This window comes from Schaalia hyovaginalis (assembly GCF_014208035.1).
Lineage (GTDB): Bacteria > Actinomycetota > Actinomycetes > Actinomycetales > Actinomycetaceae > Pauljensenia > Pauljensenia hyovaginalis.
The window spans coordinates 1,681,148-1,705,923 of the sequence record NZ_JACHMK010000001.1; the positions used below are offsets into that span (position 1 = coordinate 1,681,148).

At 68.8% G+C, this 24,776-nt stretch carries 19 protein-coding genes and 3 tRNA genes; 13 read left to right on the forward strand and 9 right to left on the reverse strand.

What is annotated here, in order from left to right:
- Position 1 precedes the first annotated feature (1 nt).
- From HD592_RS07360 to HD592_RS07375, 4 genes are all read left to right on the forward strand, one after another.
- Positions 2–658, forward strand: coding sequence for an IMPACT family protein (locus HD592_RS07360; protein ID WP_184452961.1), 657 nt, complete (start codon positions 2–4; stop codon positions 656–658).
- 235 nt (positions 659–893) lie between these two features.
- Positions 894–1,826 carry a cysteine synthase A gene (gene cysK, locus HD592_RS07365; RefSeq protein ID WP_184452963.1) on the forward strand — a complete coding sequence of 311 codons (933 nt, stop codon included), beginning with the start codon at positions 894–896 and terminating at the stop codon, positions 1,824–1,826.
- 120 nt (positions 1,827–1,946) lie between these two features.
- Complete coding sequence (gene cysE, locus HD592_RS07370; RefSeq protein WP_184452965.1) at positions 1,947–2,555, forward strand: serine O-acetyltransferase; 609 nt, start codon at positions 1,947–1,949, stop codon at positions 2,553–2,555.
- Positions 2,556–2,652: 97 nt separating this feature from the next.
- On the forward strand, positions 2,653–3,144 hold the full coding sequence (locus HD592_RS07375) for a GNAT family N-acetyltransferase (RefSeq protein WP_184452967.1): 492 nt from the start codon (positions 2,653–2,655) through the stop codon (positions 3,142–3,144).
- 22 nt (positions 3,145–3,166) lie between these two features.
- Here HD592_RS07375 and HD592_RS07380 read toward each other — a convergent pair whose 3' ends face one another.
- Both HD592_RS07380 and HD592_RS07385 read right to left on the reverse strand, forming a co-directional pair.
- Positions 3,167–4,129: an Fpg/Nei family DNA glycosylase gene (locus HD592_RS07380; protein ID WP_184452969.1), complete on the reverse strand. Its 963-nt coding sequence runs from the start codon at positions 4,127–4,129 to the stop codon at positions 3,167–3,169.
- Positions 4,130–4,215: 86 nt separating this feature from the next.
- Positions 4,216–7,146, reverse strand: coding sequence for a leucine--tRNA ligase (locus HD592_RS07385; protein ID WP_184452971.1), 2,931 nt, complete (start codon positions 7,144–7,146; stop codon positions 4,216–4,218).
- Positions 7,147–7,267: 121 nt separating this feature from the next.
- On the opposite strand from HD592_RS07385, the gene HD592_RS07390 reads away from it, so the two are divergent.
- Positions 7,268–7,714 (forward strand): HIT family protein, encoded by a 447-nt coding sequence (locus tag HD592_RS07390; protein WP_184452973.1) that lies wholly within the window; start codon positions 7,268–7,270, stop codon positions 7,712–7,714.
- A gap of 17 nt (positions 7,715–7,731) precedes the next feature.
- Here the strand turns inward: HD592_RS07390 and HD592_RS07395 are convergent, their stop codons facing one another.
- Positions 7,732–8,427 (reverse strand): metal-dependent transcriptional regulator, encoded by a 696-nt coding sequence (locus HD592_RS07395; RefSeq protein WP_184452974.1) that lies wholly within the window; start codon positions 8,425–8,427, stop codon positions 7,732–7,734.
- A gap of 97 nt (positions 8,428–8,524) precedes the next feature.
- Between HD592_RS07395 and HD592_RS07400 the strand changes: the two genes are divergently transcribed.
- Positions 8,525–8,597 (forward strand) — tRNA-Lys (locus HD592_RS07400).
- A gap of 34 nt (positions 8,598–8,631) precedes the next feature.
- Positions 8,632–8,704 (forward strand) — tRNA-Lys (locus HD592_RS07405).
- Between the two features lie 467 nt (positions 8,705–9,171).
- Here HD592_RS07405 and HD592_RS07410 read toward each other — a convergent pair.
- A complete protein-coding gene (locus tag HD592_RS07410) occupies positions 9,172–9,648 on the reverse strand; it encodes a peroxiredoxin (RefSeq protein ID WP_184452976.1) in 477 nt (158 codons plus the stop codon).
- A gap of 100 nt (positions 9,649–9,748) precedes the next feature.
- Here HD592_RS07410 and HD592_RS07415 point away from each other — a divergent pair, with 100 nt between their 5' ends.
- Positions 9,749–11,383 carry a Na+/H+ antiporter NhaC family protein gene (locus HD592_RS07415; protein ID WP_184452977.1) on the forward strand — a complete coding sequence of 545 codons (1,635 nt, stop codon included), beginning with the start codon at positions 9,749–9,751 and terminating at the stop codon, positions 11,381–11,383.
- 59 nt (positions 11,384–11,442) lie between these two features.
- Here the strand turns inward: HD592_RS07415 and HD592_RS07420 are convergent.
- The 5 genes from HD592_RS07420 to HD592_RS07440 form a co-directional block, all read right to left on the reverse strand.
- Positions 11,443–11,523 (reverse strand) — tRNA-Leu (locus HD592_RS07420).
- Positions 11,524–11,562: 39 nt separating this feature from the next.
- A complete protein-coding gene (gene mnmA / locus HD592_RS07425) occupies positions 11,563–12,714 on the reverse strand; it encodes a tRNA 2-thiouridine(34) synthase MnmA (protein WP_184454545.1) in 1,152 nt (383 codons plus the stop codon).
- Positions 12,714–13,961 carry an aminotransferase class V-fold PLP-dependent enzyme gene (locus tag HD592_RS07430; protein ID WP_184452979.1) on the reverse strand — a complete coding sequence of 416 codons (1,248 nt, stop codon included), beginning with the start codon at positions 13,959–13,961 and terminating at the stop codon, positions 12,714–12,716. The genes mnmA and HD592_RS07430 overlap by 1 nt, the downstream gene beginning before the upstream one ends.
- A 4-nt stretch (positions 13,962–13,965) precedes the next feature.
- Complete coding sequence (locus tag HD592_RS07435) at positions 13,966–14,964, reverse strand: electron transfer flavoprotein subunit alpha/FixB family protein (RefSeq protein WP_184452981.1); 999 nt, start codon at positions 14,962–14,964, stop codon at positions 13,966–13,968.
- Between the two features lie 2 nt (positions 14,965–14,966).
- On the reverse strand, positions 14,967–15,758 hold the full coding sequence (locus tag HD592_RS07440) for an electron transfer flavoprotein subunit beta/FixA family protein (RefSeq protein ID WP_184452983.1): 792 nt from the start codon (positions 15,756–15,758) through the stop codon (positions 14,967–14,969).
- A gap of 212 nt (positions 15,759–15,970) precedes the next feature.
- On the opposite strand from HD592_RS07440, the gene glgX reads away from it, so the two are divergent.
- The 5 genes from glgX to glgB all read left to right on the forward strand — a co-directional run bounded on the left by glgX (position 15,971) and on the right by glgB (position 24,689).
- Positions 15,971–18,265 carry a glycogen debranching protein GlgX gene (gene glgX / locus HD592_RS07445; RefSeq protein WP_184452985.1) on the forward strand — a complete coding sequence of 765 codons (2,295 nt, stop codon included), beginning with the start codon at positions 15,971–15,973 and terminating at the stop codon, positions 18,263–18,265.
- A gap of 30 nt (positions 18,266–18,295) precedes the next feature.
- A complete protein-coding gene (gene trpS, locus HD592_RS07450) occupies positions 18,296–19,396 on the forward strand; it encodes a tryptophan--tRNA ligase (protein ID WP_184452987.1) in 1,101 nt (366 codons plus the stop codon).
- 132 nt (positions 19,397–19,528) lie between these two features.
- Positions 19,529–20,272 (forward strand): VIT1/CCC1 transporter family protein, encoded by a 744-nt coding sequence (locus HD592_RS07455; RefSeq protein ID WP_184452989.1) that lies wholly within the window; start codon positions 19,529–19,531, stop codon positions 20,270–20,272.
- Positions 20,273–20,345: 73 nt separating this feature from the next.
- Complete coding sequence (locus tag HD592_RS07460; protein WP_184452991.1) at positions 20,346–22,391, forward strand: alpha-1,4-glucan--maltose-1-phosphate maltosyltransferase; 2,046 nt, start codon at positions 20,346–20,348, stop codon at positions 22,389–22,391.
- Between the two features lie 102 nt (positions 22,392–22,493).
- Positions 22,494–24,689, forward strand: coding sequence for a 1,4-alpha-glucan branching protein GlgB (gene glgB, locus HD592_RS07465; RefSeq protein WP_184452993.1), 2,196 nt, complete (start codon positions 22,494–22,496; stop codon positions 24,687–24,689).
- Positions 24,690–24,776: the final 87 nt, after the last annotated feature.

Sequence of the window (24,776 nt, forward strand, 5' to 3'; positions counted from 1 at the left end):
GATGGCATCGATCGACACGATCCGCTCGGGAACCCTCATCGAGCATGAGATCGAGATCAAGCGCTCGCGCTTCCTCACGACCCTCGGGCGCGTCGACTCGGTCTGCGAGGCGCGCGAGCTCATCGACCTCGTGAAATCCCAGCATCCGCAGGCGCGCCACAACTGCTCCGCCTACCTCGTCATCGAAGAGGGCCTCAATCCCCAGCAGCATTCGAGCGACGACGGCGAACCCCCGGGAACCGCCGGAACCCCGATGCTCGATGCGCTCCGCCTGTCCGGGACCTGGAACGTCTGCGCCGTCGTCACGCGCTATTTCGGCGGGATCCTCCTGGGAGGCGGCGGACTCATCCGCGCCTACTCCTCCTCCGTCTCCGAAGCCCTCGCCCTCGCGCCCCGCGCCCATATGCGCGATCTCGAAGTGCTCTCCGCTCGCCTGCCCCTGGCCGAAGCGGGTCGCATCGAAGCCGAATTGCGCGCCGCCGGCGCGACGGTGCTCGATGTCACCTGGAGCGATGACGTCGAGATCCGGATCGGCGTGGAACCGGGTCGAAGCAGGCCATTCGATTCCCTCGTTGCGGCCTGCACGCAGGGTGTTTCACGTTTCCGGATCGTGGGCACGACCCGCGTTGAAGTGGACGGCCCTTCACCCGAGTCGTAAAGTTTTCAACGTGATCGGATACCGGAACAGCGAAGCGCGCCTGGCCCTTGCAGGTGTCGCGGTTTCCGCGTACCCGTGTCAGTGTCCTGCGGGCGAATGACCTTCATGACGCGTCATCGCGTCGTCATTCGTCCTGTATCGCCACCCGCCCCGGCGCGTGCGCCGCATGCCTGAGCACGATCCTCAACGGCGCACCCCTCCCCCTCGCCTCCACTGCATTCATCAGGAGAACACCATGTCGCACATCGCTTCCAACGTCGCAGAACTCATCGGCTCCACCCCCCTCGTCCGCCTCAACCGCGTGACCGGCGAGGACGTCGACGTCGTCGCCAAGATCGAGGCCTTCAACCCCGCGTCCTCGGTCAAGGACCGCATCGCCGCCTCGATCATCGATGCGGCCGAGGCCTCGGGCGAGCTCGCCCCCGGAGGCACGATCATCGAAGCGACCTCGGGCAACACCGGTATCGCCCTGTCGATGGTCGGCGCCGCCCGCGGCTACAAGGTCGTCATCGTCATGCCCTCCTCGATGTCCGTCGAGCGCCGCATGATCGTGCGCGCATTCGGCGCCGAGCTCGTCCTCACCGACCCCAAGGGCGGCGTCGCCGCGGCCGTCGCCGAGGCCGAGCGGATCCGCGACGAGCGCTCCGGATCGATCATCGCCTCCCAGTTCGCCAATCCCGCGAACCCGGCAATCCACGCCGCGACCACCGGCGAGGAGATCTGGGCCGATACCGACGGCGCCGTCGACGTCTTCGTCGCGGGCGTCGGCACGGGCGGAACGATCTCCGGAGTGGCCAAGGCCCTCAAGGCCCACAACCCCGACATCCGCGTGATCGCCGTCCAGCCGGCCGAGTCGCCCATCCTCACCGGCGGGAACCCCGCCCCGCACGGCATCCAGGGCCTCATGCCGAATTTCCTCCCCGAGAACTACAACGGGCAGATCGTCGACGAGGTCGTCTCCATCGACACCGCCACCGCGATGACCTACGCGCGCCGCGCCGCCGCCGAGGAGGGGCTGCTCGTGGGCATCTCCTCGGGCGCCGCGCTCGCCGGCACCGCCGAGGTCGCGGCCCGGCCCGAATTCGCGGGCAAGCGCATCGTGACCCTCCTGCCCGACACGGGCGAGCGCTACCTCTCGACGAAGCTCTTCGAGGACCTCGTCGACTGAAGCCCGGACGGGGCTCGCGGCCCATCGAGCCGCGAGCCCCGCTCCCGCAGGCACCCCTCCGAAGACTCCCCGCTACGAGGCGGGATAGACTGAGCAGAACCTCGCACGAAGGACACGCGCATGCCGTTGAACCCCCGCAGGGCCTTTCAGCTCCTCAAGGAAGATCTTCAGACCGCGCGTCGCCGCGACCCCGCGGCCACCTCCACCCTCGAAGTGGCCCTCACCTATCCCGGAGTCCACGCCCTGTGGGCGCACCGCGTCTCGCATGCGCTCTGGCGGCGAGGGGCCCATCTGCCCGCCAGGATGCTCTCCTCGGCGAGCCGCTCCGTCACCGGAGTCGACATCCATCCCGCCGCGCGGATCGGCAGACGCGTCTTCATCGACCATGCGACCGGCGTCGTGATCGGGGCTACCGCCGAGGTCGGCGAAGACGTCGTCATCTTCCACGGCGTGACCCTCGGCGGCGTGTCGATGACCCCGGGCAAGCGCCATCCCACCGTCGGCGATCACGTGATGATCGGGGCGGGAGCGAAGGTCCTCGGCCCGATCACGATCGGGAACGGCGTGAAGGTCGGGGCGAACGCCGTCGTCGTCAAGGACGTGCCCTGCGGCAATGTCGCCATCGGCGTCCCGGCCCGCCTCATCCCCAAGGCCTGCGAGGACACGGAGGACGACGACCTCATCATCGACCCCTCCTACTTCCTCACCGAGCCCGAGCTCTACATCTGACAGACCCCGGTGCCCCCTCCTGCGGGCGCTCGCGATCCCGACGCGCGGAACGGATGGAAAACCCGCGCATGTGATGCGCGCCACCTATGCTGGATTCATGGAACAGCGCACACTTCACGCACAGGTGGATGCGTTGACCGATGTCGATCGCCCGGCAGGAGTCGAGATCGCGACGCTCACCCGTTACGACATCCCCGTGCTCGCGGTCCTCGACCTGGACGCCTACGGCTTCGAGACGACCCCCGAAGCACTCCTCCAGGCCTCCGAAGAGCTCCGCATGACCTTCGACGGCGCATTCGGCGCGACGACGGACGACTCCTTCGTCGGAGCCTGGGACGGGGGCACCCTGGTCGGGGCGATCCTCGTCGTCCGCGAATCGCCCTGGGACGACGCACCCGACGGCCCCTTCGTCGTCGACCTCATCGTCGACCCCGAGTACCGCAGACGCGGCATCGCCACCGCCCTCGTCGGCGAGATCGCACGGCGCTGCAAGGACTGGGGGTACGACTCGCTCGCCCTGAGGATCGACGCGCGGCACGCGGGCGCCGCCGAACTCTACGACGACCTCGGCTTCGAGGACGTCGACTGACCCCGCCCCTTCGCTCAGCGGCTCACCTCTGGCACGACGGGCACCAGAACAGGCGCCGGTTCTGCATGAGCGCCTCGCGGATCGGCGTGCCGCAACGCAGGCAGGGCCTGCCCGTGCGGTGATACACGTACCAGCGCGAGGCCTCCTCATCGCCTTCGAGGGGAGGATCCGGGGCCTCATCGGGATCCATGGTCTCCAGACGGCCCGCGGCCAAGCCGCGATTCATGAGATCGCAGATCAGCACCCACAGCTCCTTCAAGCGCTTGACGGAGACATTCGCACCCTTGCGATGCGGTGAGATCCCCGCGAGGAACAGGGCGTCGGCGCGATAGATGTTCCCCACGCCCGCGATGATCGACTGGTCCATCACGATCTCGCCAATCGCCCGCTTCTTCGCATGAGCCGTCTCGGCGAAGCGCGCGGCAGCATCCTCATCATCCCGCGCGCCGCGTTCTAAAGGATCGGGGCCGAGCCGCGCCTCGACCGCCTCGCGCTCGGCGTCCGTGATGAGCTCGCAGCGATTCGGGCCGACGAGATCGGCGACCGCATGCGCGTTGTACATGCGGAAACGGACCTGGCCCACCGGCTCGGGCGGCTCCCAGGTGCCCGCTTCGGCCTCGCCGAAGCCCTCCCCCCATCGGGTCTCCGAATGGCCGTTCCACTCCCCCGCCGGAACGGGGGGCACGCGGTGCGCCACGCCGTAGCCCTCGTCGACGACGGTCTCGTCGCCGTTGAAGCGCCACCACCCGTAGAGCCCCAGGTGGATGTGCATCCACTCCTCGGGAGGCCCCTCGCCTTCGCCCTCGGCGACGAAGCCGATGAACATGTGCTTGCCGTGAACGCGGACGGCCTGAAGGATCTTCCCGTCGATCCGGGCCGCAGAAGCGGCGAAGCGGCCCTGCGGCGACGATGCGACGACCCCGCCGCCCTCGAAGAGCTCGGTGATCGTTCCTGCGAGCCGACGAATCGCATCGCCTTCGGGCATGTCGCCTCCTTCATCTCGGCTCCGCGGCACGACCCCATGAATGCGGCCCCCCGAATCGAATCGAGGGGCCGCACCATCGCGGATCATCAGCGCGGAAGCACCACGTTCACCAGCGAAGGGGCGCGCACGATCACCTTCAGCGGATCGCGGCCGTCGAGCAGCTTGACGATCGGCCCCTGGGCGAGCGCCTCCTCACGCAATTCATCTTCGCCGATCGAGGGCGAAACTTCGAGGCGAGCGCGCACCTTGCCGTTGACCTGGACGATCGCCGTCACCGTCTCCTCGATGAGGAGGGACTCGTCGGCGACGACCGGGAAGGGCTCACGGGCGAGGGATTCGGCGTGCCCGAGACGCATCCACAGCTCCTCGGCGATGTGCGGGGCCACCGGGGAGACCATGAGGATGAGCACCTCGACCGCCTCGCGCGGAGCGGCTTCAAGGCCGGTCAGGTGGTTGTTGAGAACGATGAGCTTCGCGATCGCCGTGTTCACGCGCATGTTCTCGTACTCGACCGTGACATCCGCGATCGTGCGCGCGACGAGGCGCTTCGTCTCGAGATCCGCCTCGCCCTCGCTGATCGTGAGCTCACCGGTCTCCTCGTCGACGACATTGCGCCACAGGCGCTGGAGGAAGCGCTGCGAGCCGACGACCGCGCGGGTCTCCCAGGGGCGCGAAAGGTCGAGCGGGCCCATGCTCATCTCGTACACACGGAAGACGTCGGCGCCGTAGGCCTCGTACATCTCATCGGGCGTGACGATGTTCTTCAGGGACTTGCCCATCTTCCCGTACTCGCGGTTGACGGGCTCGCCCCTGTAGGTGAATCCGGCGATCTCATCGCCCTCGACCTCGTCGGCGGGGACGTACTGGCCGCGCGCGTCGGTGTAGGCGTAAGCCTGGACGTAACCCTGGTTGAAGAGGGTGTGGTAGGGCTCGGCATCCGGGACGTGCCCGAGGTCGAAGAGGACCTTCTGCCAGAAGCGCGAATAGAGCAGGTGGAGCACCGCGTGCTCGACGCCGCCGACGTACAGGTCGGTGCCGCCGGACTCCTTGCCCTCGCGCCCGCCCATCCAGTAGGCCAGGTTCTCCGGAGCGGCGAGGGCGTCGTCGTTCTTCGGGTCGGTGTAGCGCATCTCGTACCAGCACGAACCGGCCCACTGGGGCATCGTGTTCGTCTCGCGACGGTAGGTCCTCGGTCCGTCGCCGAGGTCGAGCTCGACATTCACCCACTCCTCGGCGCGGCCGAGCGGCGCCTCGGGCTCGGAGTCCGCATCGTCGGGATCGAAGGTCCGCGGCGAGTAGTCGGAGACCTCGGGAAGCTCGACGGGGAGCTGGTCCTCGGGCAGGGCGTGCGGCAGGCCGTCCTCGTCCCACACGATCGGGAAAGGCTCGCCCCAGTAGCGCTGACGCGAGAAGAGCCAGTCGCGCAGACGGTAGGTCACCGCTTTGCGACCGACCCCCTTCTCCTCGAGCCAGGCGATCATCGCCGCCTTCGCCTCGTCCTTGCCGAGGCCGTCGAGCGAGACCTCGTCATTGCGCGAGTCCACGGCGACGCCGTCTCCGACGTAGGCGCTCTCGGACAGGTCATGACCGTAAGGATCCTCGGCCGGGCCGATCGTCCGGATGACCTCGAGCTCGTACTTGCGGGCGAACTCCCAGTCGCGATCGTCATGGGCGGGCACCGCCATGATCGCGCCGGTCCCGTAACCCCACAGGACGTAATCGGCGACGAAGACCGGGATCTCGCGGCCGTTCACCGGGTCCACTCCGAAGAAACCGGTGAAGACGCCGGTCTTGACGCGCTCTTCGTCGGCGCGCTCCGCCTCGGACTTGGAGGCGGCCTGGGCGCGGTAGGCGGCGACCGCCTCGCGCGGACTCGCAGCTCCACCGGTCCAGGCGCCCTTCGTGCCCTCGGGCCACTGCGCGGGAACGGTGAGCATCTCGGCGTCCTGGGCGTCGCCGGCGAAGGTGCCGCCCAGGATCGGGTGCTCGGGCGCGACGACCATGAAGGTCGCTCCGAACAGGGTGTCGGGACGCGTCGTGTAGACCTCGAGCTCCCTCGGGGCCGCGCCCGCGCCCTCGGCGCCGGGCACCGGGAAGACGACGCGCGCGCCCTCGGAGCGGCCGATCCAGTTGCGCTGCATCGCACGGACCTTATCGGGCCAGTCGATCGTGTCGAGGTCGTCGGCGAGGCGCTTGCCGTAGGCGGTGATCCGCATCATCCACTGGCGCAGGCTCCGCTTGAAGACCGGGTAGTTGCCGCGCTCGGAACGGCCGTCGGCCGTGACCTCCTCATTCGCGAGGACGGTGCCCAGGCCCGGGCACCAGTTGACGGGCGCCTCGGAGACGTAGGCGAGGCGGAAGGAATCGACGACCTTCGCGCGTTCGACGCGATCGAGCTCCGCCCAGGCCCGGCCGTCGGGAACGGCGACCTCACCGGAGGCCAGCTTCGCCTCGAGTTCTCCGATCGGACGGGCAGCGCCGAGGGAGCCGTCGGGAGCCGTCGCGGTCTCATCGAACCAGGAGTTGAAGATCTGGAGGAAGATCCACTGCGTCCACTTCACGTACTCGGTGTCCGTCGTTGCGAGCGAGCGGCGCCGGTCGTGGGACAGGCCGAGGCGACGGAGCTGACGGCGCATGTTCGCGATGTTCTGCTCGGTCGTGATCCGCGGATGCTGGCCCGTCTGGACCGCGTACTGCTCGGCGGGCAGGCCGAAGGCGTCGTAGCCCATCGTGTAGAGGACGTTCTCGCCCTTCATCCGGTGGAAGCGCGCCACGGTGTCGGTCGCGATGTACCCGAGCGGGTGGCCGACGTGCAGGCCCTTGCCCGAGGGGTAGGGGAACATGTCGAGGAGGAAGAAGGGCTTCGCCTCCGAAAGGGGGCCAGCGAAGTCGCCGACCGGGTTGTCCGCGTTGAAGGTCCCCCGCTCGTCCCACCGGTCCTGCCACGCGGTCTCGATATCGCCTGCGAGTTCAGCGGTGTACCGATGTGCGGGTTCCATGCCCGGCGTCTGGCTCATATGGGGCCCTCCCCTTCTCCACTTTCGACATGTGCGACCCTGACAAGGGTAGACCATCGCCTCCTCGCCAAGCCCCGGCGCCCACTGGTCGGAGCGGGGTGGAAGGGGTGAGAATGAGCGCATGACAACCGTCTTCGAGAAGATCATCTCCGGCGAATGGGCCGGACGCTTCGTGTGGGCCGACGAGGTGTGCGTCGCCTTCGCCACGATCGAGCCGACCGCGCCCGGCCACGTCCTCGTCGTCCCGCGCGAGCCGTACCCGAAATGGACCGACGCCCCGACCGACGTCGCCTCCCACCTCATGCGCGTCGCCCGCATCATCGGCCTCGCCCAGGAGAAGGCCTTCGGGGTGCCGAGGGCGGGCCTGGTCATCGCGGGTTTCGAGGTGCCGCACACTCATCTTCATGTGATCCCGCTGCGCACCGAGGCCGATGTCCTCCTTTCGAACGCCGCGCAGGCGAGCGCCGAGGAGCTCGACGAAGCGATGCTCCGTCTGCGCGAAGCGCTCCTCGCGCAGGGGCACACCGCGCACGTCCCCGAGGACATGGGATCGGCGGCGCGCGCCTGAACGAGGCCGCCGCCCGTTCAGCCGTCGAGGGGCGTCACCCGCACGAGTCGGGCGGTCGAACCCGACACGCGGATCCCGGTCCGCTCCTCGACATCGAGGATCAGGCCCTCACCGCGCCGTCGAACGAGCCGCACGCGCGCATCGAGGCGAAGGCCCGCGGCATCGAGATCGCGCAGCGCCTGCGGGTCCTCATCCGAGAGCCGCGCCACGCTCGCCCACTCCCCCTCGGCCAGGTCCACCAGCGGGAGCATCGGCCTGGCCTCCACCGCACCCGCGGCATCGGGAATCGGATCGCCGTGCGGATCGCGATTCGGATGGCCGAGCGCCGCATCGATGTGATCGAGAAGACGATCGGTCACGGCATGTTCGAGGATCTCCGCCTCTTCGTGCACCTCGTCCCATTCGAAGTCGAGGTGCTCGTGCAGGTAGGTCTCGAGGAGCCGATGACGCCGGATCATCGCGATCGCCAGCGCGCGCCCCTCATCCGTGAAGTGCACTCGCCGATAGGGCTCATGCGTGACGAGCCCCTGCGAGGCGAGCCTCGCGACGTTCTCCGAGGCCGTCGAGGCGACGACCCCCATCCGCACCGCCAAGTCGTTCACGGAGATCCCGTCCTCCCCGGCTTCTTCGCAACTCCACATCGCCTTGAGGTAGTCCTGGGCGACTTGTGTTGCGCGCGGTTCCCCGCCGGACCTGCGAGTCACTCCAGCCATGCGCCCCTCGATTCGATTCTGTGGCGGTCTTCTCACCACGCATTTTTGCATCGATCCCGCTCTGGCGGTAAAGTGGTGTCTCGGCCGCAAGGCCCCCGCGTCATTAGCTCAATTGGCAGAGCAGCTGACTCTTAATCAGCGGGTTGAGGGTTCAAGTCCCCCATGACGCACAGCTTCGGAGCGATGATCTCGCTGCGGAGTCCCGCGTCATTAGCTCAATTGGCAGAGCAGCTGACTCTTAATCAGCGGGTTGAGGGTTCAAGTCCCCCATGACGCACGCGCGGCGGCGCGACCGGATCGGTCGCGCCGCTTCTTTTTCATTCGCGCTGCGGGCGGGTGGCGACAAGTCGAACACCAGGCCACAGGCAGGCGTCGACAAGTCGAACACCAGCCACGGGCGGGTGGCGACAAGTCGGACAGAGCCGTTCCCGTCTGAAACGACTGCGAGCGCTGACCTGCGAATACACTCGGCACACCGGTTCATTCCGACCGAGTTGTTGCCAAGACTAAAACAGGGCATGTCCGAGTTGTTGTCACCCTTGAAACGGGCTGCGACCGAGTTGTTGCCAAGGCTGAAACAGGGCATGTCCGAGATGTCGCCGCAGCCCGAACAAGCTCCGCCCGAGACGTCGCCGAGGTTGCAACAGACTGCGCCCGGCTCATCACCGACCCCGAGTCCGGCGCACAGCCCCGCCCTCGTCACCCGGGATCCTCAAATCCCGAGCAGGTCCCGGCCGAATACGCCTAGGCGTCGAGGCCGAGCTCCTTGCGCAGGCGCGCCACATGCCCGGTCGCCTTCACGTTGTACTTCGCGAGCCGGACGAGACCGTCCCTGCCGACGACGACCGTCGAACGGATGATCCCCTCGTAGACCCTGCCGTAATTCTTCTTCTCGCCCCACGCGCCCCAGGCGAGAAGAATCTCATGCTCGGGATCGGACACGAGGGGGAAGTTGAGCGACTGCTTCTCGGCGAAGCGCTCGAGAGCGGGCATCGGATCGGCGCTCACGCCGATCACCGCGTAGCCCGCGCCCTTGAGCGAATTGAGCGAGTCCCTGAAATCGCAGGCCTCGGTCGTGCAGCCGGGAGTCGAGGCCTTCGGATAGAAGTAGACGACGACCCCTTCAACCGCCTGAGCGAGGAGCCCCGACAAAGTGATCGTCCCCTGCGTGGATTCCGCGGTGAAATCGGGCGCTTGCGCGCCTTCGCTGAGCTGTGCCATGGTCGAGAGTCTAGAGCCGTCCGAATAGGATCGCCCGACGACGCCCGACGCCTCCTTTGCCTTAGCCTGGTCGCATTCCAGTCCTCGGAAGGAGCGCACCGTGATCGAGGCCCACCCCCTTCTCACTCTGATCCCGCCGATTCTCGCGATCGTCCTCGTCATCACGACGAAGCGCGTGCTCGCCTCGCTCGCCGCCGGCGTCGTCTCCGCGGCCCTCCTCGTGGCCGACGGATCGCTCACCGGAACGGCCGTCCTCGTGTGGAACTCCTTCGCGCAGATCTTCTGGTCCGAGGGCGCGATCAACGCCTACTACGTCCTGATCCTCGCCTTCCTCCTCACGCTCGGCGTCATCACCTCCCTCGTCCTCATGGCCGGCGGCACCGGAGCCTTCGCGGAGTGGACAATGACGAAGATCAAATCCCGTCGCGGCGCTCAGATCCTCGCAGCGGCCCTCGGCACCGCGATCTTCATCGACGACTACTTCAATGCGCTCGCCGTCGGGCAGGTCGCGCGCCCGGTTAGCGACCGTCACAAGGTGTCGAGGGCGAAGCTCGCCTACCTCATCGATTCCTCCTCCGCACCCGTGGCCGTGCTCGCGCCCTTCTCCTCCTGGGGCGCCTCGATCATCGGCATCATGGCCCCGATCGTCGCCGCCGCCGCGATCGACGTCTCCGATGCGGGCGCCTTCATCCGCTCAGCGGGCATGAACTACTACGCGATCGGCGCGATCGTCCTGCTCTGGCTCACGGTCGTCTTCGAGGTCGACTTCGGCTCGATGCGCCGCGAGGAGCGGCGCGCCGTCGAATCCGGGGATCTCTTCGCCCCGGAGGCGCAGGTTCCCGGCCAGCTCACCGACAACCTCCCCCGCCACGAACCCGGGGCGAAGCGCGCGCTCATCGTCCCCTTCCTCATCCTCGTCGCCGGCGTCCTCGGCGGGATCGTCTGGACCGGCCACTCGGCCTCGGGCTCGTGGAGCGCCCTCGAGATCCTCGCGAGCACCGACGTCGCGCTCTCCCTCAACATCGGCGGCGTCCTCGGCCTCGTCTCGGCGGCCTACTACTACTTCCACTACACGCACGAGGATCCCCTCTTCGAGGTGAGGACCGCCCTCAGGGGCGTCGCCGAAGGGGCGCGCTCGATGCTCCCCGCGATCGAGATCCTCCTCCTCGCGTGGATGCTCGGCTCGCTCATCTCCGAACTCGGCACCGGCGCCTATCTCGGCGGACTCGTCGAATCGGCGGAGGTCCCCGCGGCCTGGCTGATCCCGCTCCTCTTCATCGTCGCCGGCGCGATGGCCTTCGCGACCGGCACCTCGTGGGGCTCCTTCGGCATCCTCCTGCCGATCGCCGGCGAGATCATGGCAGCGGTTCCCGAGGGGGCCGGGCTCCTCATCCCGGCTTTCGGCGCGGTCCTGGCCGGCGCCGTCTTCGGCGATCACTGCTCGCCGATCTCGGATACGACGATCCTCTCCTCGACGGGCGCGGGCTGCAACCACATCACGCACGTGAACACGCAGCTCCCCTACGCCCTCGCGGGCGCCGGCGCATCGCTGCTCGGATACATCGTCTACGCCCTGACGTTCAACGCGCTCATCGGCCTCATCGTCGTCATCGGAGCGCTCGTCGCACTGACGGTCGTCGTCCGAACGTGCCTGCCCCTCATCAAAGGAGCGGAGGCGGGCTCCCGCTCAGGCGCGCGGCTCCCGGAAGAGCCTCAGCGCCCTTCGCACCGCTGAACCCGCCTCACGCAGTCGGCCGCCCCGATTCCCGGGCCGGATCCCGCAGGACACCCCGGTGCGCAAGAGGGGACTCGAACCCCCACGTCAAAGACACTGGAACCTAAATCCAGCGCGTCTGCCAATTCCGCCACTTGCGCGCCCCTTCATCCTAAGGGGAAGTGGAGCTCGGGCCCGACTCAGTCCTCCCCCGCGCCCCGACGGGCCCTCTCGATCGTCGCCTCGCCGATGACCCGCGAGCCGCGGTAGAGGACCGCGGACTGACCGGCGGCGACGCCGCGGATCGGGAGGGCGAGGCGCACGGTCAGCGCCGACTCGCCCCCTTCGCGAGCGGCCCCGGCATCCGAATGAGTCAGCGATGCGAGCGGAACGGGTTCGCCGTGGGCCCTCACCTGGACGAAGAGATCCGAAGTCCCGCTCGCGGCAGCGCCACCGCCTTGGTCCCCGAGATCATCCGGCGCCAACCACACGACATCGGTGCAGGCGATCTCGTTGACGCTCAAGAGCTCGGAGGCGCCGACGACGACCTCGTTCGTCGCGGGACGGGTTTCGAGGACGTAGCGGGGGCGGCCGTCGGCCGCGGGCCGGTCGATGCGCAGGCCCTTGCGCTGCCCGACCGTGAAGTTCCAATAGCCCCCGTGCGAGCCGAGCGCCTCGCCCTCGGGACTGACGATCCTGCCGGGTCGGCTGCCGAGCCTCGCGCGCAGGAAAGCGCGCGTATCGCCGTCGGGGATGAAGCAGATGTCGTAGGAATCGGGCTTGTCGCAGACGCCCAGGCCGCGAGCCTCCGCTTCGGCGCGCACCTCCGCCTTCGAGCTCGCTCCGCCCAGGGGCAGCAGGACCCGCGACAGTTCCGAGCGCCCCATGACGGCGAGCACGTAGGACTGGTCCTTGAGCGGATCGGCGCCGCGATGAAGCTCCGGGCCCGCGGGCCCCTCGACGATCGACGCGTAGTGGCCGGTGCAGACGGCGTCGAATCCGAGGGCGCGCGCGCGTTCGGCGAGCTCGCGGAACTTCACGAACTCGTTGCATCGCACGCAGGGGTTGGGCGTGCGGCCGAGTGAGTACTGCTCGACGAAGTCCTCGATGACGGTCTTCTCGAAATCCTCGGCGAGGTCCCACACGTAGAAGGGGATCCCCATGATCTCCGCGGCCCGCGCGGCGTCCCCCGCGTCCTCGACCGAGCAGCAGCCGCGCGAGCCGATCCGGCATTCGAGGGGTTGGGAGGACAGGGCCATGTGGACGCCGACGACCTCATGACCGGCATCGACGGCGCGAGCGGCGGCGACGGCGGAATCGACGCCGCCGGAAAGCGCGGCGAGAACGCGCATCATGACCTCCTCGAAGACGAACGCGCCGCGCGGGATCCCTCGCGCTCATCAAGGGCGCGCCCCGCGGCGACGGCCCGAGGGAGTGCGCGGAGGAAGGCCCCGATGTCCTCCGAGGCGGTCGAGGGCCCGGTCGAGACCCGCAGCGCCCCCAGCGCCTCGGCCTCGCTCGCGCCCATGACGAGGCGGACCGCGGAGGGACGGGTGACGCCCGCATGGCACGCCGATCCGGCCGAGACGGCGACGCCCGCCGCATCCATCGCCATGAGGACCGCCTCGGGATGCGCGGTCGGGATCGACAGGTGGATGATGGCCGGCGAGGCGAGCCCCGGATCGACGCTCGGGCGGATCGGCGCCCCCAGGGAATCGCTCGCAGCGTTCAGGCCGTCGAGGAGCTGCTCGCGCAATCCGAGCGCGTGCGCGCGTCGCGCACCGCGCTCCCGCACCGTCTCCTCCAGCGCGGCGGCCAGGGCGCACGCGCCGGCGACATCGGGGGTTCCCGAGCGCAGGCCCCGTTCGTGCCCGCCACCGGGCCGGTCCGTGCGCAGAGGCGTCCCCCTCTTCACGAGGAGGACCCCGGTGCCCACGGGGGCCCCGATCTTGTGCCCCCCGAGGGAGAGCAGATCGACGCCGAGCCCGGCGAAATCCGTATCCAGCACGCCCACGGCCTGCGCGGCATCCGTATGGACGAGGGGGCGGCCGCCCGTCGCCGCGGCTTCGGGCGCGGCGGCCGCAAGCGCCTCGACGAGGCTCCCGAGCGGTTGGATCGTTCCGATCTCCGAACTCACCAGCGTCAGGGAGGCCAGCGCCAGGGAATCCGCGTCGGCCGACAGGGCCGCCGGATCGACCTCGACGACGCCCGAGGGCGCGACCCTGAGGCGCGAGACCTCGAAGCCCTCGTCGGCCAGGCCCTGCGCCTGCTCGCCGACCGCGTCATGCTCGACCTCGGACAGCAGGACGCGGGTGCGCCCGGGGGCGAGGGCGCGGACCGCTCGGGCCGCCCCCGCGACTGCGAGCGCATCGGATTCGGTCGCGCCCGACACGAGGACGACCTCGGCGCGCTCGGCCCCCAGGGCGGCCCCGATCCGCTCCCGGGCGTCCTCGAGCATCCGCCTGGCCCTGCGGCCGCCGGCGTGAAGCGATGCGGGATTGCCCGGCTCGAGCGCGAGGGCGCACTGCGCCTCGATCCACGCCTCGCGCGCGCAATCGAGGATCGGCGAGGTCGCCGCGTGATCGAGGTAGTGCGTCACGGCGTCAGTTCTCGCCGCGAGCCGCCCGGATCGCCTCAAGGGCCTGGGGCACGACCTCGAAGAGATCGCCCACGACGCCGAAGTCGGCGATCTCGAAGATCGGCGCGTCCGGATCGTCGCACACGGCGACGATATGCGCGCTCGACTGCATGCCGACCGTGTGGTGGATCGCTCCGGACACGCCGAGGCCGATGTAGAGCTTCGGCGAGATGTTCGCACCGGTCTGACCGATCTGGAGGTTCCTCGGGGCCCATCCCTCATCGGCGACGACGCGCGTGGCTCCGACTGCGGCGCCGAGTTCATCGGCGAGGGCGTTCACGACCGACATGTCGCCGTTGGTCCCTCGGCCCGCGACGACGACGGCATCGGCGTCGGCGAGGCTGACGCGGCCGGTCCCGCTCTCGGCGGTGGAGGAGACGACCTCGACGGCCCCGGCCTCCGGGCTCACCTCGAAGTCGACGTCCTCGATCACGGGGTCGCTCGGTGTCGCGGCCGGGACGACGGCGTGAGCGCCGGTCTTCACGGTGGCGACGGGCAGGGCGCCCGCTACGCGGATCCGGTTCGTCCAGGTCCCCGCGAGCGCGACGGTCGTCGCGATGAGGGCCTCGCCCTCGACCTCGAGGGCGGTCGCGTCGGCGACGACACCGGAGTCGAGGCGCATCGCGACCCGGGAGGCGACTTCCCGTCCCCGGTAGGACGAGGGCACGAGGAATGCGCCGTAGCGGTCGCCCGCGATGCAGGCGAGGACCGCGTCGGCGATGACGCCGCTGACCCGCGGGGCGAGATCGTCGAGCCTCGGGCGCAGGATCTTCCCCGCGCCGAGGGCTCCGAGGGCGGGGGCGTCGGGCGTCGACGGGAGGGCGACGACGTGAACCCCTCCGTCGGTGAGCTCTTTCGCGAGCGAGACGACCTGCGCGGAGGCCGGGGTGAGGCGCCATGAGCCCCCGTCGCCGCGCTGGTGCTCGACGAGGACGAGGATCGGGGTGTTGAGGAGGTCAGTCATCGTCACTTCACCACTTCGAGGAGGTAGGCGGCGAGGCGCTCGCCGGCATCGCCCGAGTCGGGGATGATCGTGCCGGGGCCGTTCTTCATCACTTCCGCGGATTCGAGGACCTCGAGGACTCTCGAGCGGTCCACGATGAGCGCGCCGGCGCGAGTCGCGGCGATCTCGTCCAGGCCCCAGGAGTCCATCGGCTTCTTCCGGGCCGCCTTCATCGCCGCGAAGGCCGGGTAGCGGGGCTCGTTGATCTGGTCGGTCACCGAGACGACGAGGGGCATCGGGGCCGCGAGCACGTCCTCGTACCCGTCGGCGTTGCGCGCGATCGTGGCCTTGCGGGCATCGAGGTCGACCTCGATGGAGTGGGCGAGGCCGAGGAGAGGCATTCCGAGTCGGGTGGCGAGGGCGGCCGGAAGCATGGAGGTCATCGAGTCGAGCGAGGCCATGCCGGTGACGACCATGTCGATCGGCTCATCGTCCCCGAGGCGTTGGACCGCGGCGGCGAGCACCGTCGCGGTCAGGCCCGCATCGGCGCCTTCGAGTCGTTCGTCGGTGACGAGGACCCCCCTGTCGGCGCCGAGTTGAAGCGCGCGGAGCAGGGCGTCCTCGGCGTCCTCGGGGCCCATGGTGAGGGCGATGACTTCGCCGCCGTGCTCCTCGACGAGCTGAACGGCGGCTTCCACCGCGTTCTCATCGAGCTCGTTGAGGACATCGTCCTCTCCTCGGACGATCCGGTGATCCTCGAAACGTCGATCCGACTGCATGTCGGGGACGTGCTTGACGCACACGATGATTCTCATGGGCCTAGAGTGCCACATTCGCGCCGCTTCACTCAGCGGGGGCCGATGCTCCATGGCGAAGCGCACATCTTATGCGCCCGCGACGGCGTTTGTGCGCCACGGGGGCCGTTTCCCGGTATTCCTCCGCCGCGCGGCCTAGTCTTATTGGCTGTAACGTTCGCCTCGGCCGTTAAAGAGGCGTGCGCGGCACGCGCCGCAAGAGGAGGGGGATCATGACTCGGGACTTTGCCCACGACCATCACGCCGCGTACGCGAAGGTCGTGGAGCCTCATCCCGTTCCCCGCCGCCTCGGCGTCTCGCTGCGCCCGGACGGCCTGGACGTCTCAGTCGTGGCGCGCAGCGCCACCGCGGTCGAGTTCTGCGTGCTCGAAGCCGACTCCACGGAGACCCGCTATCCCCTGCTCCCCTCGAACGAGGGGATCTGGCACGGACGCGTTCCCGGGCGGGGCGCGGGGACGCGCTACGGATTCCGCGTCCACGGGCCCTGGGACCCCGATGCGGGGCTGTTCCACAATCCTTCGAAGTTCCTCCTCGACCCGTACGGCCGCGGCATCGAGGGCGGGGTCGACATGGGCCCCGCCGTCTACGCCCACATGGTCGACGACGACCTGTACCCCGCCGCCTACCCCTTCAAGCGCTCCCCCCTGGATTCTCGCGGGCACGTCCCCGTTTCGGTCGTCGTCGACAATCGTTTCGCCGTCGCCCCCAAGCCCCGGATCCCCTGGGAGAAGACGATCGTCTACGAGATCCACGTCAAGGGCTTCACGAAGAACATGCCCGGCGTCCCCGCCGAGCTTCAGGGGACCTACGCGGGACTGGCGCATCCGGCGTCGGTCGACTACCTCAAGCGACTGGGCGTCACCTCGGTCGAGCTCCTCCCCGTCCACGCGAAATGCGAAGAGGCCTTCCTCGCCGAACGGGGGCTGACGAACTACTGGGGGTACTCGACACTGTCCTTCTTCGCCCCCGAGCCGGCCTACGCGACGCCGGCGGCGCGCAGGAACGGGGCCCAGGCCGTCGTCGACGAGTTCCGCGGCATGGTGTCGATCCTCCATCAGGCCGGGATCGAAGTGATCCTCGACGTCGTCTACAACCACACCTGCGAAGGCGGGGACGGCGGCCCCACCCTGTCGTGGCGGGGCTTCGATTCGCCCCTCTACTACCGGCACACGAACACCCGGCCGACTCAGAACATCGACGACACGGGCACGGGGAACACCGTGAACTTCGACGAGCCCGCGACCATGGCGATGGTGCTCGATTCGCTCCGGTACTGGGCGACCTCGATGGGGGTGGACGGCTTCCGCTTCGATCTCGCCGCGACCCTCGGGCGCTTCTCGACGGGATTCACCCCCATGCACCCCCTCCTCGTCGCGATGGCCACCGACCCTGAGATCGGCACCTGCAAGCTCATCGCCGAACCCTGGGACATCGGGCCCGGCGGGTGGCAGACCGGTAACTTCCCCCTGCCGTTCTCCGAATGGAACGACCACTACCGGGGCGCCCTGCGCAGTTTCTGGCTCTCCGACGTCAAGTCCCTCATCGAGGGCCGGGAGGCCTCCGGGCCGAACAACCTCGCAACGCGCCTGGCCGGCTCCCGCGATGTCTACGACCACGGGAAGGGCCGCGGTCGCGGGCCGAGGGCGTCGATCAACTTCATCACCGCCCATGACGGCTTCACCCTGGCCGATCTCACGGCCTTCGACGCCAAGCACAACTGGGCGAACCTCGAGGGCAACCGAGACGGCTCGAACGACAACCGCTCGTGGAACCACGGGATCGAGGGCTGGGTCGCCTCGACGCTCTCCTCCACGGCCGAGGCGGCCGCGGCGCGCCCCGGCGAGGAGGGCGAGGAACTCGTCTACTGGAGGCGCCGCCGTTCCCAGCGCAACCTGCTCACGATGCTGCTGATCTCGGCCGGGACTCCGATGCTTGTGGGCGGCGACGAATTCGCGCGCACTCAGTTCGGCAACAACAACGCCTACTGCCAGGACTCGCCGATCTCCTGGCTCGACTGGAACCTCTCCGCCCCCCAGCTCGATCAGCTCGCCCTCACCCGCTGGCTCATCGCCCTCCGCTCGGCTCACCCCGTCCTGCGCCCCGACGTCTACGCCTCCGGCCTCCCGTATCACGCAGACACGGTGCCCGATCTGTCCTGGCACACCGCCCACGGCGATCCGATGCCGAACGAGGGCTGGACCCGATCGGAGAACCGCGTCTTCCAGATGCTCCGCTCAGGAGCGCGCTGGTCGGATCGCGACGCCCTCGTCATCGTGAACGGAACCCTGGAGCCCCAGGAGGTGCGCCTTCCCGAGGGCCACGGCCTCGATTGGCTCGTCGCCGTCGACACCGCGTGGGGGCCGATCGACGAAGCGATCCCGCCCTCGACCGATCCGCTCGCGCTCAGTCTGGATCTCGAGCAGGTCGCTCATCAGGACACCGTGTCGATCGCGCCGATCTCCGTGAAGGTCCTCCTGTCCGACCTCGCGGTGGACGCGCGGGAATGAGCCGGGGCGGCGCCACGGTAGGATCTGCCCATGACCTCCAGTGAAGATGCCCTCGCCAATTCCACTTCCGACGCGTCGCTCGCGCGCTCGAAGGCGCGCTCGGCCGAGATCGACCGGGCGATCGATGAGAATCCCTCGCGCTTTAGGATCCTGACCGGCGACCGTCCCACGGGGCACCTCCATCTCGGCCACTACTTCGGGACCCTGCGCAATCGGGTCCTCCTCCAGGAGCGGGGCGTGCAGACCTGGGTGCTCATCGCCGACTACCAGGTCATCACCGACCGCGATGGCGTGGGCCCGATCCGCGAGCGCGTCCTCGCGCTCATCGCCGACTACATCGCGGTCGGCATCGATCCTGAGCGCTCGGTGATCTTCAACCACTCGGCGATCCCCGCGCTCAACCAGCTGATGCTCCCCTTCCTGTCGCTGGTCACCGAGTCCGAACTGCACCGCAATCCGACGGTCAAGGCGGAGCTCGAGGCGAGCGACGGCCGTGCGATGTCCGGGCTCATGCTCACCTACCCGGTGCATCAGGCGGCCGACATCCTCTTCTGCAAGGCGAATCTCGTGCCCGTCGGGCAGGATCAGCTCCCCCACCTGGAGCAGGCGCGCCTCATCGCCCAGCGCTTCGACAAGCGCTACGGCCGCGCCAATCCTGATCGTCCCGTCTTCCCGCGCCCCGAGGCGCTGCTCTCGGAGGTGCCCCTGCTGCTGGGCACCGACGGCACCAAGATGTCGAAGTCGCGCGGCAACACGATCGAGCTCGGCATGAGCGCCGACGAGACCGCGAAGATCCTCAAGAAGGCGAAGACCGATGCCGAACGCCGCATCACCTTCGACCCTGCGAACCGTCCCGAGGTCTCCAACCTCCTGATGCTCGCCTCCTTGTCGACGGGACGGGCGCCCGAGGAGATCGCCGATGAGATCGGCGACAGGGGCGCGGGCGCCCTCAAGGCCTTCGTCACCGAGTCCCTGAACGAGATGTTCGCCCCGATGCGCGCACGGCGCGCGGAGCTCCTCGCGAATGAGGACTACCTGTGGTCGGTCCTGCGCGCCGGGGACGAGAAGGCGAACGCGCAGGCGGACGAGACCCTCGACGAGGTCCGCACCGCGATGCAGATGGACTACTGACGGACTGCTGAGCGACTCGGCTCCGGGTGCCCTCAGACCCCTGAGGGCACCCTTTTCTATGCTCCCAGGACCTCCCCAAGGCGCGCATATCCTTGCTGGTGGGCCCTGTGCCGAGCGTCTAGCTTTCGAGCTATGGAACCCGTGCTCACCATCGCCGCCCCCGTCTCAGCGGATGCTCGCCCCGCTCCCGAACGCAAGCACTCCGTCTCGCGGCGCCTCAACTGGTTGAGGGCCGGCGTCCTCGGGGCCAACGACGGCATCGTGTCGATCTCGGGCCTGCTCGTCGGCGTCGCCGCGGCCGATCCGACGAACACCCCCGCGATCGCCATCGCGGGCGTCGCCGGGATCGTCTCCGCCGCCCTTTCGATGTCGGTCGGCGAGTACGTGTCGGTGTCGACTCAGAGGGACACGGAGCGCGAGCTCGTCCGCGTCCAGAAGAGCCTCCTCGAAGCCGATCCCGAGGGCCAGGAGCGCAAGCTCGCGGACATGTGGGTCCGCCGCGGGCTCTCCGAGGAGACGGCCGCCCTCGTCGCCCGGGATCTGTCGCGTCACGATGCGCTCGACGCGCACCTGACGACCGAGCACAACATCGACCCGGACGACCTCACCAACCCCTGGGCGGCAGCGGGATCCTCATTCCTCGCCTTCCTCTTCGGCTCCCTCCTCCCCCTGCTCACGATGCTCGTCTTCCCGCCCGCGATTCGCATCCCCGCCACCTTCGTCGCGGTTCTCATCGCTCTGGCCCTCACCGGCTACGTGTCGGCGGCGCTCGGCGACGCGCCGCGCGGCCGCGCGGTGATCCGCCTCCTCCTCGGCGGAGCAGCGGCGATGGCCCTCACCTTCGTCGTCGGCCACGCCTTCGGGGTCAATGTCTGAGGACGAGGCGCTGGGGCCGGTCCGCGGGCGAAGCGCCCCCGACCGGCCCCCTCCTTTGGGTACCCTGGGTGAGGTGAGCGACATTCTCCTGCCCCGGATCCCCGTGACCGAACTCTTCCCCGTCGTCGAGGACGGCCGTCTCGCCGCCAAGGCGACCGAGGGGGAGCCCTTCCCGATCCGGGCGACCGTATTCCGCGAGGGCCACGACGCCTTCGCCGCTGAGGCGATCCTCCTCGATCCCGAGGGGCGCGAGCACTGCCGGGTCCCGATGGTGGACATCGCGCCGGGACTGGACCGCTACGAGGCCTGGGTGATGCCGGACCGGCCCGGCGCATGGAGCTTCCGCGTCGACTCCTGGTCGGACCCCTACGCCACGTGGCGCCACGATGCGACCGTCAAGATCGACGCCGGTGTCGATGTCGAGCTCATGCTCGAAGAAGGCGCGCGCCTCATGGAGCGCGCGATCGCCGGGGAGGCCCTCCTCAATCCGACTCAGCACCCCGCCGCGCCCGAGGACGCCGCGGTGCTCGCCGATGCGGCCGCGCACCTGCGCGACCGGACCCGCTCCGCGCAGCAGCGCCTTTCAGCGGGGGTCTCCTCGCGGGTGCGCGCCGTGTTCCGCACGCACCCCCTCCGCGACCTCCTCGGCTCCTCGGCCGTCTACCCGCTCGCCGTCGCCCGGGAGAGGGCGCTCACCGGCAGCTGGTACGAGATCTTCCCGCGCTCATTCGGAGCCTTCCAGAACCCCGACGGCACCTGGGTCTCGGGCACCCTCAAGGCGGCCGCCAAGGGCCTTGAGCGGATCTGCGAGATGGGATTCGACGTCGTCTACCTCACCCCGATCCACCCGATCGGGACGACGAACCGCAAGGGCAGGAACAACACCCTCGTCGCCGAGCCCGGCGATCCCGGCTCCCCCTACGGGATCGGAGCCGAGACCGGCGGCCACGAGGCGATCCACCCCGAGCTCGGCGATTTCGACGATTTCGACGCATTCGTGGAGCGCGCCCGCGGACTCGGGCTCGAAGTGGCCCTCGATCTGGCCCTTCAATGCTCGCCCGATCATCCTTGGGTCGAGGCCCATCCGGAGTGGTTCACCTCTCGCGCCGACGGGACGATCGCCTACGCGGAGAACCCGCCCAAGAAGTACCAGGACATCTACCCCCTGAACTTCGACAACGACTACGCGGGCATCTACGAGGCGATCCGGGACGTCGTCGAACTGTGGATCTCGCACGGGGTGACGATCTTCCGCGTGGACAATCCCCACACGAAGCCCGTCCGCTTCTGGCAGCAGCTTATCGCCGAGATCCGCGCGGCCCACCCCGAGGTGCTCTTCCTCGCCGAAGCCTTCACCCGGCCCGCGATGATGCGCACCCTCGGCGCGATCGGCTTCGACCAGTCCTACACCTACTTCGCCTGGAGGACCGGCAAGGAGGAGATCGAGGCCTACCTCGAAGAGGTCTCCACCCAGACCGCTCACCTCATGCGCCCCACCTTCTGGCCGACGACGCATGACATCCTCACCCCCCAGATGACGAGCGGGGGCAGCGCGATCTTCGCCATCCGCGCGATGCTGGCCGCCCTCGGCTCGCCGAACTGGGGCATCTACTCCGGCTACGAATTCGTTGAGAACGTCCAGCGCCCCGGCTTCGAGGAATTCATCGACAACGAGAAGTACGAATTCAGGCCCCGCGACTTCGCCGAGGCCGAACCCCTGGGGATCTCCCGTCTGCTCACCCTGCTCAACGCCGCCAGGGCGAAGCACCCCGCCCTCCGTCAGCTCCACTCATTGACGATCCACCCGACCTCGCACCCCGACATCATCTGCTTCTCCAAGCAGATCGCCGGGCGCTTCACCGGGTCGAGCACGGACACCGTCATCTGCGTCGTCTCCCTGAACCCGCACGAGGGCGTTTCCGGCACCGTCGACATCGACCTGTCCGCCCTCGGCGTCGAAACCCCGGGGGGCAGGATCCGCGTCGTGGACGAACTCGACGGGCGGACCTACACCTGGGGGACGCGCAACTGGGTCGAGCTCTCCCCCGTCACGCGGCTCGGGCACGTCCTTTCGGTCGAGCCCCTCCTCGACCTCGACCCCTGGGCGAGGACGCGATGAGTGCGCAGCTCAAGGCGTGCAAGCGGTGAGCGGGTGAGAATCACCTCGACCTGAGCTGTCGCGCGGCTCACATCATCGCTTCGGACGTGGGACAATCAAGGCATGGAACCCGACATGACACCGTTGCCCGTCGACCCCTCAGTCCTCGACGCTGTCGGCAGCGGCAGCCACTACATGCCCCATGCCGTCCTCGGTGCCCACCTCGGTGAGAATTCCGTCACGATCAGGACGGTCCACCATCTCGCCGATGCCGTGGAGATCGTGACCGCCGACGACAGCTACGCCGCGGTCCACGAACGCGCCGGCGTGTGGGCGGTAGTGCTGCCCCTGACGGAGATCCCCGACTACCGGGTCCGCGTCACCTACGGCGATCAGATCACCCTCCTGGACGACCCCTACCACTACCTGCCGACCCTCGGGGAGATGGACACCTACCTCATCTCCGAAGGCCGCCACGAGCAGCTCTGGAAGGTCCTCGGCGCCCACGTCAAGCACTACGAGGGGGCGATGGGCCCGGTGTCCGGCGTCGCATTCGCCGTCTGGGCGCCCAACGCGCGCGCCGTGCGCGTCGTCGGCGACTTCAACTTCTGGGACGGCTCCGCGACCGCCATGCGCTCCCTGGGCGCTTCGGGCGTCTGGGAGATCTTCATCCCCGGGGTCGAGGTCGGCGCCCGCTACAAGTACGAGATCCAGGGCCCCGGCGGGAACTGGTTCCAGAAGGCCGACCCCCTCGCCCGCGCGACGGAGATCCCCCCCGCCACCGCATCGGTCGTCACGGACTACTTCCACGAATGGACCGACGAGGAGTGGATGGCCTCCCGCGCGCAGCACTCCGTGCACAGCGGGCCGATGTCGATCTACGAGATCCACGTCGGTTCTTGGAAGCAGGGCCTCGGCTACCGCGGACTCGCGGACGAGCTCGTCCCCTACCTCAAGGAGATGGGCTTCACGCACGTGGAGTTCATGCCGCTGGCCGAGCACCCCTTCGGCGGGTCCTGGGGCTACCAGGTGACCTCCTACTACGCTCCGACTTCGCGCTTCGGCACACCCGACGACTTCCGCTACCTCGTCGATGAGCTTCACAAGGCCGGGATCGGCGTCATCCTCGACTGGGTGCCCGCCCACTTCCCGAAGGACGACTGGGCCCTCGCCCGCTTCGACGGCACCCCCCTGTACGAGGATCCCGATCCGCTCCGCGGCGAGCACCCCGACTGGGGCACCTACGTCTTCAACTTCGGCCGACGGGAAGTGCGCAACTTCCTCGTCGCCAACGCCCTGTACTGGCTCGAGGACTTCCACATCGACGGCCTGCGCGTCGACGCCGTCGCCTCCATGCTCTACCTCGACTACTCGCGCAAGGACGGCCAGTGGCGCCCCAACCAGTACGGCGGCCGCGAGAACCTCGAAGCGATCGAATTCATCCAGGAGGCGAACGCGACCGCCTACAGGCGCCATCCCGGCATCGTCATGATCGCCGAGGAGTCCACCGCATGGCCGGGGGTCACCGCGCCGACGAGCGGAGGCGGCCTCGGCTTCGGCATGAAGTGGAACATGGGATGGATGAACGACACCCTGCGCTACCTCAGCGAGGACCCGGTCAACAGGCGCTGGCATCACGGCGAGCTCACCTTCTCCCTCGTCTACGCCTTCTCGGAGAACTACATCCTGCCCCTGTCGCACGACGAGGTCGTCCACGGCAAGAACACGCTGGTCGAGAAGATGCCCGGAGACGACTGGCAGCGCTTCGCGGGCCTGCGCGCCCTCTTCGCCTACCAGTGGTCGCATCCGGGCAAGCAACTCCTCTTCATGGGCCAGGAGATCGGCCAGCGCCAGGAGTGGAACGACTCCTACTCGCTCGACTGGTGGCTCACCGATTTCGAGGGGCACGCCGGGATCCAGCGCCTCGTCGCCGAGCTCAACCGGATCTACACGACCCATTCGGCCTTCTGGGATGACGACTACACGGGCTTCGAATGGATCGACGCCTCCGACGGCGATCACAACCTCATCTCCTACCTGCGCAAGGGCCAGCGCAACGGCGCGCTCCAGCCCGTCGTCGTCTGCGCCGCCAACTTCGCCGGCAACCCGCACGAGGGCTACCGTATCGGCCTGCCCTTCGGCGGGGAGTGGACGGAGATCCTCAATACCGATGAGGAGGAGTTCGCAGGCTCGGGGGTGACCAACCCCGGCACGATCGTCGCGGAGGCGGTGCCGTGGAACGGGCGCCCCTTCTCGGTCGAGCTGCGTGTTCCGCCCCTCGGCGCGCTCTGGCTCGCACCCGTGAGCCAGGAGGGCTGAAGCCAGCTCCCCACTCGGAAGAGCGGGCGCCCCTGAGCCGATCGGCTCAGGGGCGCCCGCTTCTCGCGCCGCCTGCGGCGCGTGGGC

Bases quoted from the DNA above. Each gene is read 5' to 3' on its own strand.
- mnmA (WP_184454545.1), bottom strand. From the start codon at position 12,714: ATGCGCGTTCTCGCCGCGCTTTCCGGCGGCGTCGATTCCGCCGTCGCC.
- HD592_RS07435 (WP_184452981.1), bottom strand. From the start codon at position 14,964: ATGACTGACCTCCTCAACACCCCGATCCTCGTCCTCGTCGAGCACCAG.
- cysK (WP_184452963.1), top strand. From the start codon at position 894: ATGTCGCACATCGCTTCCAACGTCGCAGAACTCATCGGCTCCACCCCC.
- HD592_RS07380 (WP_184452969.1), bottom strand. From the start codon at position 4,129: ATGCCCGAAGGCGATGCGATTCGTCGGCTCGCAGGAACGATCACCGAG.
- HD592_RS07395 (WP_184452974.1), bottom strand. From the start codon at position 8,427: ATGGCTGGAGTGACTCGCAGGTCCGGCGGGGAACCGCGCGCAACACAA.
- glgX (WP_184452985.1), top strand. From the start codon at position 15,971: ATGACTCGGGACTTTGCCCACGACCATCACGCCGCGTACGCGAAGGTC.
- HD592_RS07375 (WP_184452967.1), top strand. From the start codon at position 2,653: ATGGAACAGCGCACACTTCACGCACAGGTGGATGCGTTGACCGATGTC.
- HD592_RS07385 (WP_184452971.1), bottom strand. From the start codon at position 7,146: ATGAGCCAGACGCCGGGCATGGAACCCGCACATCGGTACACCGCTGAA.
- glgB (WP_184452993.1), top strand. From the start codon at position 22,494: ATGGAACCCGACATGACACCGTTGCCCGTCGACCCCTCAGTCCTCGAC.
- HD592_RS07360 (WP_184452961.1), top strand. From the start codon at position 2: ATGGCATCGATCGACACGATCCGCTCGGGAACCCTCATCGAGCATGAG.
- cysE (WP_184452965.1), top strand. From the start codon at position 1,947: ATGCCGTTGAACCCCCGCAGGGCCTTTCAGCTCCTCAAGGAAGATCTT.
- HD592_RS07390 (WP_184452973.1), top strand. From the start codon at position 7,268: ATGACAACCGTCTTCGAGAAGATCATCTCCGGCGAATGGGCCGGACGC.
- HD592_RS07455 (WP_184452989.1), top strand. From the start codon at position 19,529: ATGGAACCCGTGCTCACCATCGCCGCCCCCGTCTCAGCGGATGCTCGC.
- trpS (WP_184452987.1), top strand. From the start codon at position 18,296: ATGACCTCCAGTGAAGATGCCCTCGCCAATTCCACTTCCGACGCGTCG.
- HD592_RS07440 (WP_184452983.1), bottom strand. From the start codon at position 15,758: ATGAGAATCATCGTGTGCGTCAAGCACGTCCCCGACATGCAGTCGGAT.
- HD592_RS07410 (WP_184452976.1), bottom strand. From the start codon at position 9,648: ATGGCACAGCTCAGCGAAGGCGCGCAAGCGCCCGATTTCACCGCGGAA.